The organism is Plantibacter sp. MPB07, assembly GCF_046619465.1.
In the GTDB taxonomy this organism is placed as follows: domain Bacteria; phylum Actinomycetota; class Actinomycetes; order Actinomycetales; family Microbacteriaceae; genus Plantibacter; species Plantibacter auratus.
This window is the reverse complement of sequence record NZ_CP177043.1, coordinates 336,209-348,490: the sequence shown is the minus strand read 5'-3', so window position 1 is coordinate 348,490 and position 12,282 is coordinate 336,209. Positions and strand designations below refer to the sequence as shown.

Annotated in this window: 11 protein-coding genes; 7 read left to right on the top strand and 4 right to left on the bottom strand. The window is 68.9% G+C overall.

What is annotated here, in order from left to right; translation table 11 throughout:
* Positions 1-125: 125 nt before the first annotated feature.
* Complete coding sequence (serC, locus tag ACLIME_RS01660; RefSeq protein ID WP_124768898.1) at positions 126-1,238, top strand: phosphoserine transaminase; 1,113 nt, start codon at positions 126-128, stop codon at positions 1,236-1,238.
* 86 nt (positions 1,239-1,324) lie between these two features.
* Here the strand turns inward: serC and ACLIME_RS01655 are convergent, their stop codons facing one another.
* Positions 1,325-2,026, bottom strand: a complete 702-nt coding sequence (locus tag ACLIME_RS01655; protein WP_411558057.1) for a DUF3027 domain-containing protein — start codon at positions 2,024-2,026, stop codon at positions 1,325-1,327.
* Positions 2,019-2,402 (bottom strand): cold-shock protein, encoded by a 384-nt coding sequence (locus ACLIME_RS01650; protein WP_079705376.1) that lies wholly within the window; start codon positions 2,400-2,402, stop codon positions 2,019-2,021. The genes ACLIME_RS01655 and ACLIME_RS01650 overlap by 8 nt, the downstream gene beginning before the upstream one ends.
* A gap of 136 nt (positions 2,403-2,538) precedes the next feature.
* Between ACLIME_RS01650 and ACLIME_RS01645 the strand changes: the two genes are divergently transcribed.
* The 6 genes from ACLIME_RS01645 to ACLIME_RS01620 all read left to right on the top strand — a co-directional run bounded on the left by ACLIME_RS01645 (position 2,539) and on the right by ACLIME_RS01620 (position 9,204).
* Positions 2,539-2,814: a multidrug ABC transporter ATPase gene (locus tag ACLIME_RS01645; RefSeq protein ID WP_411558056.1), complete on the top strand. Its 276-nt coding sequence runs from the start codon at positions 2,539-2,541 to the stop codon at positions 2,812-2,814.
* Positions 2,815-2,819: 5 nt separating this feature from the next.
* Positions 2,820-4,655 carry a helicase-associated domain-containing protein gene (locus tag ACLIME_RS01640; protein WP_411558055.1) on the top strand — a complete coding sequence of 612 codons (1,836 nt, stop codon included), beginning with the start codon at positions 2,820-2,822 and terminating at the stop codon, positions 4,653-4,655.
* A gap of 50 nt (positions 4,656-4,705) precedes the next feature.
* Positions 4,706-6,349 carry a DNA repair helicase XPB gene (locus ACLIME_RS01635; RefSeq protein ID WP_085510338.1) on the top strand — a complete coding sequence of 548 codons (1,644 nt, stop codon included), beginning with the start codon at positions 4,706-4,708 and terminating at the stop codon, positions 6,347-6,349.
* Between the two features lie 46 nt (positions 6,350-6,395).
* Positions 6,396-7,085, top strand: coding sequence for a response regulator transcription factor (locus tag ACLIME_RS01630; protein ID WP_056007716.1), 690 nt, complete (start codon positions 6,396-6,398; stop codon positions 7,083-7,085).
* 10 nt (positions 7,086-7,095) lie between these two features.
* Complete coding sequence (locus tag ACLIME_RS01625; RefSeq protein WP_411558054.1) at positions 7,096-8,760, top strand: ATP-binding protein; 1,665 nt, start codon at positions 7,096-7,098, stop codon at positions 8,758-8,760.
* Positions 8,761-8,913: 153 nt separating this feature from the next.
* A complete protein-coding gene (locus tag ACLIME_RS01620; RefSeq protein WP_064296564.1) occupies positions 8,914-9,204 on the top strand; it encodes a WXG100 family type VII secretion target in 291 nt (96 codons plus the stop codon).
* A 66-nt stretch (positions 9,205-9,270) separates the two neighbouring features.
* Here the strand turns inward: ACLIME_RS01620 and ACLIME_RS01615 are convergent, their stop codons facing one another.
* Positions 9,271-10,305 (bottom strand): hypothetical protein, encoded by a 1,035-nt coding sequence (locus ACLIME_RS01615; protein ID WP_411558053.1) that lies wholly within the window; start codon positions 10,303-10,305, stop codon positions 9,271-9,273.
* A gap of 323 nt (positions 10,306-10,628) precedes the next feature.
* Positions 10,629-12,248, bottom strand: coding sequence for a chaperonin GroEL (gene groL / locus ACLIME_RS01610; RefSeq protein WP_064296567.1), 1,620 nt, complete (start codon positions 12,246-12,248; stop codon positions 10,629-10,631).
* Between the last annotated feature and the right edge of the window lie 34 nt (positions 12,249-12,282).

The window sequence follows — 12,282 nt, the reverse complement described above, 5'->3', positions numbered from 1 at the left end:
TTGCACGTTCCCAGTAAGCCTAGTGCGCGGCGGCGACGTTCCCGCGCCAAGCCACTCCGCCCCGCGTGGACGCATCCGGGCACCGTGGCACGACGTCATGAGGCCCCCGCCTCTAGAATCGCCGTATGCCGGAGATCACGATTCCCACGTCCCTTCTGCCCGCCGATGGTCGATTCGGCTGCGGCCCCTCCAAGATCCGACCTGAGCAGATCGCAGCGCTCTCCGAGGCCGGCCTGTCCCTCCTCGGCACCTCCCACCGTCAGGCTCCCGTCAAGCAGCTCGTCGGCCGCGTGCGCGCCGGCCTGGCCGACTTGTTCCGCGCCCCCGAGGGCTACGAGATCATCGTCGGCAACGGCGGCTCGACCGCGTTCTGGGACGCGGCCGCCTTCGGCCTCATCGAGCAGCGCAGCCAGCACCTCGTCTTCGGCGAGTTCGGCGGCAAGTTCGCCAAGGCGGCGGGTGCCCCGTGGCTCACCGCTCCGGACGTCCGTGAGGTGCCGGGTGGATCCCGCATCGATCCCGAGGTGGTCGAGGGCGTCGACGTGTACGCCTGGCCGCACAACGAGACCTCGACCGGCGTCATGGCCCCGGTGCGACGCGTGTCCGGCGACACCGGCGCCCTCACGGTGATCGACGCGACGAGCGCCGCGGGTGGTGTGGACTTCGACGCGAGCCAGGCGGACGTCTACTACTTCGCACCGCAGAAGAACTTCGCATCCGACGGCGGCCTGTGGTTCGCGCTCTGCTCCCCCGCGGCGATCGAGCGCATCGAACGGATCGCGGCGAGCGGCCGCTACATCCCGGAGTTCCTGAGCCTGAAGAACGCGGTCGACAACTCCCGACTCGAGCAGACCCTCAACACTCCCGCGTTGTCGACGCTCGTGCTCCTCGAGGAGCAGATCTCGTGGATCAACGGCAACGGCGGCCTCGCCTGGGCATCGGCACGGACGGCCGAGTCCTCCGGCGCCCTGTACGAGTGGGCCGAGCGCACCTCCTACACGACGCCGTTCGTGACGAACCCCGACCACCGCTCGCAGGTCGTCGTCACGATCGACTTCGACGACGCCATCGACGCCGCGCTGGTCGCGAAGACCCTGCGGGCGAACGGCATCGTCGACACCGAGCCCTACCGCAAGCTCGGCCGCAACCAGCTGCGCGTCGCGACCTTCACGGCGATCGACCCCGCAGACGTCCGTCAGCTCATCGCGAGCATCGAACACGTCGTCGGGGCGCTCTGATCCGTCTCCCCCGCTGAACGCCGAACGGGCGGTCGAACCCTCTCGAGGTTCGGCCGCCCGTTCGTCTATCTCGCGGTGTGCGAGTGCTACTCGTCCTCGAACCGGTCGTCGTCCTCGTCGGAGTCCTCGTCCTCGTCCGAGTCGTCGTCATCCGAGACGTCCTCGTCCTCGTCCGAGTCGTCGTCATCCGAGTCGTCCGACGCCGCATCGACGTCGTCCTCGTCGTACTCGAGTTCGATGCCGTCGCGGTCGCGGTCGCGGGGATCCCCGGACAGCGCGACATCGTCGTCGTCGAACTCGTCGGTGTCGTCCGCGTCGTCGAGCGCGTCGTCAGCCGCAGCCGCAGCCGCTGCCTCCTGCGCGGCGCGGTAGTCCGCGAGGCGTTCCGACCACGGCACCCACTGCGGAGCCAGCAACGCGCCGTCGCCGGGCATCAGCTCCGTCTCGAGCACGTTCGGCGCAGCGTCGTCGGCGGTCCGCGAGAGCGTCACCGTCCAGAACCATCCGGGGTAGCCCGCCATCGTGTTCGCGAACAGCAGCGAGACGACGTGATCATCGACCACGACGTGCCCGGCCGGCTCACCGACCGTGCTCGCGGGCGTGATCTCCTGCAGCGCTTCGCGCGCGAGCTCAACGGCGGCGATCAGGGTCTCGTCCGGCACGGGTGCCGGGGTCGACTCGCGATCGGCGCCGTCGTCCGAGCGATGCTCGTCCGACTCGGCTCGTGTGTCCGTGTCGGCCGGGACGTCGCGATCCTCGACGGGCGTCTCCTGATCGGCGTCAGGCATCCAGCTCGTCCGCGACCTTGCGCAGCACGGCAGCGATCTTCGTGCTGTGACTGCTGTTCGGGTACTTGCCGCGGCGCAGGTCGCCGCCGATGCCGTCGAGGAGCTTCACGAGGTCCTCGACGATGATCGCCATGTCGTCGGCCGGCTTGCGCTTCAGCTTGACGAGGCTGGGCGGAGCCTCGAGGACGCGCACGGACAGCGCCTGGGCGCCGCGCTTGCCGTCGGCGATGCCGAACTCGAGCCGCGTCCCCGGCTTCACGCCGGCCGTGCCCGCAGGCAGTGCGGAAGCGTGCAGGAAGACCTCCTGGCCGTCATCGGAGCTGATGAAGCCGAAGCCCTTCTCCTCGTCGTAGAACTTGACCTTGCCGGTGGGCATGGGAACCTCGCTGTGTGTCGTGCGCAGAAAATGCAGCGCCGTGCGGTGATCGCGCAGGAAGCGCGATCGAGAGGACCATCGGTCCTCGGCCCCCAGCCTATTCGGTGCAGCAGCCGCGTGCCTCTATCCTGGGAGCGTGACTGATGAGCAGACGCCGAGCATCTCGCGGCCCGAACGGATCCTGGCCTACATGGTCGTGACGATCGTCGCCGTGTCGATCGCCGCATTCGTCGCGGTGATGGTCGGCACCGCCACCGGCCTCGAGCAGGGCGACTTCGCCGTCGGCCTCTGGCCGGTCGTGACGATCCTGCCGCTCGTCGGACTCCCGATCGCCTTCCTGATGCTGATCACGCTCATCATCGTGGGTGCCGTACGACGGTCCCGCGAGTCCCGCGGTCAGTCGCCGCGCTGACGACCATGGGCGAGGCCTTCGCGATCGCGCGCCGCCTCCGGGAGCTCCCGGACGACGCGCTCCGCCGGCTGACGCCCGACCGCAGGGCCTCCTCAGCCCGCATCGCGGACTTCTTCGACTTCGCCGAGGCCCTGTTGGACGATGCGAGCGTCGCCCGCCGGATGGCACTGCTCGACCGGGACACCCTCGCAGTGCTCGCCGCCGCGCTGGACGGGACCGAGCGCCACTCGCTCGCGACCGCGCTCGGACGCGAGCAGTCGGAGGTGGATGCCGCCCTGGAGCGGCTGGAGCGGGACATCCTCGTGCTGGACGACGGAGCCGGTCCGATCAGGCCGGTGAGCGCGGTGGCCGCGGTGTTCGAGGAGTGGACGGCGAGCGGCAGACCAGGCCGAGCAGAACTCCGACTTCCGGCGGCGGCGCCGACGTCCCACGCAACCCGCCCCTCGCCCGACACGGACGCCCTCGCGAGCGAGCGAGCGGCCGGCGCGGTCGGCATCGTCGGCGAGAGCCTCCATGAACTCGACCGCGAGCCCGCACGCCTGCTCGGCCGTGGAGCCCCGTCCATGCCGGACCTCAAACGGCTCGCAGCCGCGGCGGCGAGCACGCCCGACCAGATCGAGCTCGCCCTGTCCGTGGCGTCGGCTGCCGGGCTCACGGACGCGATCGGCTCCGCCATCCGCCTGAGCGAGGTCGGCGAGGCCTGGCTGGCGTCGGCCACCGCGGAACGCTGGCTCCGTCTCGCGACAGCCTGGCGCGACGCGATCCCGGCCACGATCCGCGATCGCATCCTGACGGCGTACCGGCGCGGTTCCGTCGACCTGGTCGAAGAGCTCAGCTGGTGGTACCCGTTGGCGGAGGATGCCGTCGTGGCGCCGGCGCGGGCGGTCGACGCGGTCGCCGAGCTGCTCGGGATCACCGTCGACGGCGCGACCAGCGGATTCGGACGACTCCTCGTCGACGACCACGCGGCCGACGCGGCCTCGACGCTCGCGTCCATGCTCCCCGCCGAGGTGTCGCAGGTCGTCCTCCAGGACGACCTGACGGTCATCGCGCTCGGTCCCCCGACGGCGGAACTCGACGTGCGACTCCGGGCCCTCGCGGAGCCGGAGGGGCGCGCTCAGGCGTCGAGGTACCGCATCACGACCGCGAGCGTCACCCGGGCCCTCGCCGACGGAGACACGGCCGAGGACCTGCTCGCGTACCTCGAGTCGATCTCCCTGACGGGCGTCCCTCAACCCCTGCGGTACCTCGTGTCCGAGGCCGCTTCCCGATTCGGCCTCGTCCGCGTCGGGACGATCCGCGCGTCGGCCGACGCCTCGGCCGACCCTGGACGCAGCAGCTACATCCGCTCCGAGGACGCCGGCCTGATCGCGGCGATCTCGGTCGACCAGAGCCTCGTGGCGCTCGGTCTCCGTCCGAGCGACGAGCACCGGCTCACCAGCCGGATCGAGGCGGCGACGGTCTACTGGGCGCTCCACGACGCGCGCTACCCGGTGGTCGCGGAGGACGACGGCGGCGCACCGCTCCGGATCCGCCGGCAGCCGGTCATGCGCACCAACCTCTCCGCTCCGGCCGCCTCGACGGAACCGGATCTGGTGTCGCGGCTCCGCGCCGACGACAGCGGCGACACGAGCAGCGCATGGTTGGCCAAGCAACTGGAGATCGCCGTCCGCGACCACACGCCGGTCACCGTGCAGCTGCAGCACGGCGAGCGCCGATCCACGTTCACGATCGAACCGGTGAGCATTGCCGGCGGTCGCCTGCGCGGTCTGGACCGGTCGGCCGACGTCGAACGCACCCTGCCGCTCGCGATGATCACCGAGGTCCGGATCGCCGGCTGAGCGCTCGCTCAGGGGGTTGCGCACCGGATCCGCCGGTAGACTCGACCGTTATGTCTGATGGACCACTGATCGTCCAAAGCGACCGCACCGTGCTGCTCGAGGTCGCCCACCCGCTCGCCGAGGACGCCCGCCACGATCTCTCGGTGTTCGCCGAGCTCGAACGCGCGCCGGAGCACATCCACACCTACCGGATCACCCGTCTCGGACTCTGGAACGCACGGGCCGCCGGGCACGATGCCGACCAGATGATCGAGACGCTGGAGCGGTACTCGAAGTTCTCCATCCCCGCGTCCGTGACGATCGACATGCGCGAGACCGTCAACCGCTACGGCCGGCTCGTGATCGAACGCTCCGAGGAGGGCGAGCTCGTCCTCCGCTCCACGGACCTCCCGATCCTGACCGAGGTGGCCGGCGCCAAGCGGATCGCGCCCCTCCTCATCGGGCACCCGACGCCGGACACCTTCCTCGTCGAGCCGTGGGCACGCGGTGCGCTCAAGCAGGAACTCGTGAAGCTGGGCTGGCCCGCCGAGGACCTCGCCGGGTACACCGCTGGCACGCCGCACCAGATCGACCTGGTCGAGGACGGCTGGCACCTCCGCGACTATCAGCAGCAGGCGGTCGACAACTTCTTCTCCGGCGGTTCCGGCGTCGTGGTGCTCCCCTGTGGTGCGGGCAAGACCCTGGTCGGCGCCGGGGCGATGGCGACGGCGTCCACCAACACCCTGATCCTCGTCACGAACACGGTGTCGGCACGGCAGTGGCGCGACGAGCTGTTGAAGCGCACCTCCCTCACCGCCGAGGAGATCGGCGAGTACTCGGGGCAGGTGAAGGAGGTCAAGCCGGTCACGATCGCGACCTACCAGATCCTCACGGCCAAGCGGAAGGGCGAGTACGCCCACCTCGCGCTGCTCGACGCCATGGACTGGGGCCTCGTGGTCTACGACGAGGTGCACCTGCTCCCGGCACCCGTCTTCAAGCTCACCGCCGAGCTGCAGGCGCGGCGTCGCCTCGGCCTGACGGCGACGCTCATCCGGGAGGACGGCCGCGAGGGCGACGTCTTCTCGCTCATCGGCCCGAAGCGGTTCGACGCCCCGTGGAAGGAGATCGAGGCGCAGGGCTTCATCTCCCCCGCCGCGTGCTTCGAGGTGCGCGTCGACCTGCCCCAGGCGGACCGACTCACCTACGCCGCATCCGCCGACGACGAGCGATACCGCCTCGCGGCGACCGCCCCGGCGAAGCTCGACGTCGTCCGGCAGCTCGTCGAACGGCACCGTGGCGAGCAGATCCTCGTCATCGGGCAGTACCTCGATCAGATCGAGGAGCTGGCAGAGACGCTGGGCGCCCCGCAGTTGACGGGCGCAACGCCGGTCGACGAGCGCGAACGGCTCTATCAGGCCTTCCGCGACGGCACCGAGCAGGTGCTCGTCGTCTCGAAGGTCGCGAACTTCTCGGTCGACCTGCCCGAAGCGACCGTCGCCATCCAGGTGTCGGGATCGTTCGGTTCACGACAGGAGGAGGCGCAGCGTCTCGGCCGCCTGTTGCGCCCGAAGTCCACGGGACTCACCGCGAGCTTCTACACGCTGGTGTCGCGCGACACGGTCGATCAGGAGTTCGCGCAGAACCGCCAACGCTTCCTCGCCGAACAGGGCTACAGCTACACGATCCTCGACGCCCACGCCCTGCAGACCGCGTGAACCACGCTCTCAGAAAAGTCTCAAGAAACGTGCAGATAATGGTGTCATGACCGGACCCCGCATCCTTATCGTCGACGACGAACCGAACATCCGCGACCTCCTCACCACGAGCCTGCGATTCGCCGGCTTCGCCGTCCGTGCCGTGGGCAACGGCGCAGCCGCCATCTCAGCGGTCCTCGAGGAGGAGCCCGACCTCATCATCCTCGACGTGATGCTGCCGGACATGAACGGCTTCGGCGTCACCAAGCGTCTGCGCAGCGCCGGCTACACGGCGCCCATCCTCTTCCTCACCGCGAAGGACGACACCGAGGACAAGATCACGGGCCTCACGGTCGGCGGCGACGACTACGTCACCAAGCCGTTCAGCCTCGATGAGATCGTGGCACGCATCAAGGCCATCCTTCGCCGGACCATGCAGGCCGACGAGGATGCGGTGATCCGCACCGGCGAGCTGACGATGGACCAGGACACCCACGAGGTCCTCGTCGGCGACACCCCGATCGACCTCAGCCCGACCGAGTTCAAGCTACTCCGCTACCTCATGCTCAACCCGAACCGTGTCCTGTCGAAGGCCCAGATCCTCGACCACGTCTGGGAGTACGACTTCAACGGCGACGCCGGCATCGTCGAGAGCTACATCTCCTACCTGCGCAGGAAGCTCGACCAGTTCTCCAGCGAGCCGCTCATCCAGACCAAGCGCGGATTCGGCTACATGCTCAAGGCCGGAAAGGCGTAGCCCCCACCCGATGGCCGATTCCCTGTCCACCTGGTGGAGCAGCGTCTCACTCCGGACGAAGATCACCGGGGTGACGGTGCTCGTCCTCGCCTTCGGCCTGCTCGTCGCGGGCATGGGGACGACCCCGCTCCTCAAAGAGGTCCTCACCCAGCAGGCGAACGACAGTCTGGTCACTGCCGCCAAGGGCAAGATCGTCGGTGAGATCTCCGAGGACGGACAACTCCAGCTCGACGCCCCCTCGACGCTGTTCGTCGCCGTGTACGACACGAACGGCGAACTCCGCGCCTCGTCCGGGTGGGACGAGAGCATCGCTCCCGAACACCCGGCGCACCTCAGCGCGAACGACGTCGCCGCGAGCGGGACCCAGATCTACACGACCACCAACGCGAGCGGCACGATCGTGTACCACGCGGTCTCCGTCCCGGTCACCCTCGACGGGTTCCGCACGGGAGCGGCATGGGTCGCCATCTCGATGCAGGGCACCGACAACACCATCGCGACCTACCTCACGATCTTCTTCGTCCTCGGCGTGCTCATCATCGTGGTCGGAGCACTCCTCACCCGGTGGCTGGTGACCGGCACGTTCGAACCGCTCCGCCAGGTGGAACGGACAGCGGCCGCGTTCGCCGACGGCGACTTCAGCCAGCGACTCGCCGGCTCGACACCGAACACCGAGGTGGGGCGACTCAGCCGATCACTCAACACGATGCTGGCTCGCATCGACCGCGCGTACTCGGACCGCGGGAAGACCATCGAGCAGATGCGGAACTTCGTCGGGGATGCGAGCCACGAGCTCCGCACCCCGCTCGTCTCCGTGCGCGGCTACGCCGAGCTCTACCGGATGGGTGCTCTCCAGACGCCGCAGGACGTGGCACAGGCCATGGAGCGCATCGAGAAGGAGGCCATCCGCATGGGTGCGCTCGTCGAGGACCTCCTCCAGCTCGCCCGCCTCGATGAGACGCGACCACTGAACGTCGCGCCCGTCGACCTGCTCCCGATCGCGCGCGACGCCGCGCTCGACACCACCGCCCAGGCCCCCGGGCGCACGGTCCAGGTGGTCCGCGACGAACGCATGGCGCGAGCCGTCGACGACGATGCCTCCGAGACGACGGGCGAATCCCCTACTGCTACCGACACACCCGCACAGACGGGCTCGACCGGGCCGATCTTCGGCGCGACGTTCAACCGCTTCCGGCGTCGGCCGAAGCCCTCCGGCGACGCCACCACGCCCGACACGAAGCCCATCGCCGAACCGCTGACCCTGGCCGTGCCACCGATCGTCCTCGGCGAGGAGAACAAGATCCGGCAGGTCGTCACGAACCTCATCGGAAACGCCCTGCGCTTCACGCCCGCCGACAGCCCGATCGAGCTCGCGGTCGGCACGGACGCCCGCGCAGGGACCGCCAGCATCGCCATCGTCGACCACGGCGAGGGCATCCCGCCACAGATCCGCGAGAAGATCTTCCAGCGTTTCTGGCGTGCCGACAGCTCGCGAACGCGCGAGACGGGCGGCAGCGGCCTCGGACTGGCCATCGTCGCCTCCATCGTCGCGGCGCACGGTGGCACGGTCGACGTGACCGAGACCCCCGGCGGCGGCGCGACGTTCCGCGTCATCCTGCCGCTCGCCCCGTCGGCGGCCACGAGCCCCATCGTCATCGCGGGCCCTCCGGCCTGACCCGCCGGCGGGCTGGCTCGACCCTCCTCCACAGGCTCCGGCCTGCTTCGGAGTGCGCGCACGAAACCCTCCTCGCCGGTTCCGGCCGGTGGCGAGCACCTACCGTCTCGGTAGCGGCGATGACAGGCATCGCCCGGACGAACGGAGTTCCCGATGGCCACTTTCCAGGTCGACAGCGACGCGGTCGAGCGCGCCTCCACGGCAGCACGCGTCACGATCGAGCAGATCCAGAACGAGGTCGCCCGCCTGCACACGCAGCTGGCGGCACTCGACGGCCAATGGACCGGCGCTGCGGCCGCCGCGTTCCACGGTGTCGTCGAGCGTTGGAGGGGCACCCAGCGTCAGGTCGAGGAGAACCTCGGCGAGATCAGCCGGGCGCTCGCCGTCGCGGGTACCCAGTACGCCGAGATCGAGCGGGCGAACGCGAGTATGTTCAGCGGCTGATCCGCGCGCGGGAGGTCCCGCCACCGGGATGCCCGGTGGCGGGACCTCCCGCGCGGGGTGCGGGAATCAGGGAAGCGCGGCGATACCGGCGGCGGCGAGTGCTGCGTAGGCGAGAGCCTGCTGACGCAGCTCGTCGACGTCGTAGGTCTCGTCGAGGGAACTCACGTTGTTCGCCTCGACTTCCAACCAGTGCCCGGCGACCGCCATCTGCACGCTGCACGTGGACCACGGGCTCGTCTTGCACTCGATGAAGGCGTCCCGGACTCCGAGCCCGTCGATCGTCAGGAACTCGATGTCCGCTCCCGCGCTCATGCGGGTCTCGACCAGCTGCTCGTACGCCCAGCGTCCGCCCGGGAGCGCTCGCAGGACGCCTCGCGACGAGTCACTGTCGGGGAGGGAGAAGATGCAGTCCGGCGCTCCGAAGTCCTCGGCGGCGACGCCTCGGTTCCACAGTCGCTTCTTCGGTGCCGAGTTGTAGGTGAGCTCCTGGCCGAAGGCCTCACTCATCGCCGCCGCAGGCACGAACGCCTCGCACTCCGTCGGCAGCGCGTTCGCCCCCGGCGTCGTCCCGCCCCAGGCGTACCGTGGCGCCGTGCCGACCGGTTCGAGCGCCGAGCGGATCGCCTCGATGAAGGGTGTGACTGCGGCGACGGCATCCTCGTCCGACGCTGCGGCATCGTCGGCCGGGCCATACATGATCAGGTCGACCCAGCTGTCGCCGACCAGGAAGTTGATGCTGCAGACGCCGGGCACAGCTCCGTTCTGGGTGAAGCAGGACAGCTTGGTGGAGTCCGGCCACGGCCCTGATTCGCCGTTCGCCCAGCGTTCGTAGTAGAAGTCCCAGTCGGCGTGCGAACCGGGCAGGATGGTCAACTCGGCCCACCGTTCCGTGCCGACCGGCGTCCCACCCTCCGCCAGGTCTCTCGGCTCACCATTGCTCCACGTGCAGTGCATGCCCCCGAGCGAGGTCGCCGCCCACAGCAGCGGGTTCGCACTGGACGGGTCAGCGAAAGCGGGCTCCAGGGTCGCCGTGGGGGCGAGCGCGGTCGCCACCACGTCCTGGGGGACGAGATTCTCGCACCCGAAACCGTATGAGCTCACCGGCGCAGTCGGCTTAGCCGTCGCGGAGGGCGTCGGCGATGACGACGCCGTCGGTGATGCGGTCGGAGCCGCTTCACTCGGCGTGCACGCAGCCAGCGCCAGAACCAATACTGCAGCGATCGCCGCTCCCCCGATACGTCTCATAGCTCGATCATAGGAACTGGCGCGCGGGCCGATATGCCGTTCCGGTCACGTCTCTACAACGACTGTCGGACCCATGCGGAAACAGGCATACAGATCGAGGGTTGTCCCCGATGCGTCTGGTGGAAACGACGCAGGGCGCCTCCCGAAGGAGACGCCCTGCGCAGGTGTTGCTGTCGGACTTAGAAGTCCATGCCACCGGTCGGGTCGCCGGCCGGAGCCGGGTTCTTCTCCGGCTTGTCGGCGACCACGGCCTCGGTGGTAAGGAACAGACCGGCGATCGACGCTGCGTTGAGCAGCGCGGAGCGCGTGACCTTCACCGGGTCGTTGATGCCGGCAGCGAGCATGTCGACGTACTCACCGGTCGCGGCGTTGAGGCCGTGTCCGACGGGCAGGTTGCGGACCTTGTCGGCGACGACGCCAGGCTCGAGGCCTGCGTTGAGCGCGATCTGCTTGAGCGGAGCGTCGATGGCGACCTTGACGATGTTCGCACCGGTCGCCTCGTCGCCGACGAGCTCGAGCTTCTCGAACGCGGTCTTGCCGGCCTGGATCAGGGCGACGCCACCCCCGGCGACGATGCCCTCTTCGACGGCAGCCTTGGCGTTGCGAACGGCGTCCTCGATGCGGTGCTTGCGCTCCTTGAGCTCGACCTCGGTCGCTGCACCGGCCTTGATGACCGCAACACCGCCCGCGAGCTTGGCAAGACGCTCCTGGAGCTTCTCGCGGTCGTAGTCGCTGTCGGTGTTGTCGATCTCCTTGCGGATCTGCGAGACACGACCGGCGATGGCGTCGGCGTCGCCGGCACCCTCGACGATGGTGGTCTCATCCTTGGTGATGACGACCTTGCGCGCACGGCCGAGCAGGTCGAGGGTGACGGTCTCGAGCTTGAGGCCGACCTCCTCGGAGATGACCTGGCCACCGGTGAGGATGGCGATGTCCTGCAGCTGAGCCTTGCGGCGGTCGCCGAAGCCCGGAGCCTTGACGGCGACGGACTTGAAGATGCCACGGATCTTGTTGACGACGAGCGTCGCGAGAGCTTCGCCGTCGACGTCCTCAGCGATGATGAGGAGCTGCTTGCCCGACTGGATGACCTGGTCGACGATCGGCAGGAGGTCCTTGATCGCGGAGATCTTCTGGTTGGCGATGAGGATGTAGGGGTCCTCGAACACCGCTTCCTGGCGGTCGGGGTCGGTCACGAAGTACTGCGACAGGTAGCCCTTGTCGAAGCGCATGCCCTCGGTGAGCTCGAGCTCGGTGCCGAAGGTGTTCGACTCCTCGACGGTGACGACGCCCTCCTTGCCGACCTTGTCGATCGCCTCGGCGATGATCTCACCGATGGTGGTGTCGCCGGCGGAGATGGAAGCGGTCGCAGCGATCTCCTCCTTGGTCTCCACCTCCTTGGCGTTGGCGATGAGCTCGACCGTGACGGCCTCGACGGCCTTCTCGATGCCGCGCTTGAGGCTGATGGGGTCGGCGCCTGCGGCGACGTTGCGGAGGCCCTCGCGGACGAGCGCCTGTGCCAGCACGGTCGCCGTGGTGGTGCCGTCGCCGGCGACGTCATCGGTCTTCTTGGCGACCTCCTTGACGAGCTCCGCGCCGATCTTCTCGTACGGGTCGTCGAGTTCGATCTCCTTGGCGATGGACACGCCGTCGTTGGTGATCGTGGGGGCGCCCCACTTCTTCTCGAGGACAACGTTGCGACCGCGCGGCCCAAGGGTGACCTTGACCGTGTCAGCAAGAATGTTCAGTCCACGCTCGAGGCCGCGACGGGCCTCCTCGTCGAAAGCAATGATCTTAGCCATGTGTGTTTTTCGTCCCTCCCGGACGTCATGAACG

Coding starts and splice junctions, on each gene's coding strand:
- serC (WP_124768898.1), top strand. CDS start 126: ATGCCGGAGATCACGATTCCCACGTCCCTTCTGCCCGCCGATGGTCGA.
- ACLIME_RS01655 (WP_411558057.1), bottom strand. CDS start 2,026: ATGCCTGACGCCGATCAGGAGACGCCCGTCGAGGATCGCGACGTCCCG.
- ACLIME_RS01650 (WP_079705376.1), bottom strand. CDS start 2,402: ATGCCCACCGGCAAGGTCAAGTTCTACGACGAGGAGAAGGGCTTCGGC.
- ACLIME_RS01640 (WP_411558055.1), top strand. CDS start 2,820: ATGGGCGAGGCCTTCGCGATCGCGCGCCGCCTCCGGGAGCTCCCGGAC.
- ACLIME_RS01635 (WP_085510338.1), top strand. CDS start 4,706: ATGTCTGATGGACCACTGATCGTCCAAAGCGACCGCACCGTGCTGCTC.
- ACLIME_RS01630 (WP_056007716.1), top strand. CDS start 6,396: ATGACCGGACCCCGCATCCTTATCGTCGACGACGAACCGAACATCCGC.
- ACLIME_RS01625 (WP_411558054.1), top strand. CDS start 7,096: ATGGCCGATTCCCTGTCCACCTGGTGGAGCAGCGTCTCACTCCGGACG.
- ACLIME_RS01620 (WP_064296564.1), top strand. CDS start 8,914: ATGGCCACTTTCCAGGTCGACAGCGACGCGGTCGAGCGCGCCTCCACG.
- groL (WP_064296567.1), bottom strand. CDS start 12,248: ATGGCTAAGATCATTGCTTTCGACGAGGAGGCCCGTCGCGGCCTCGAG.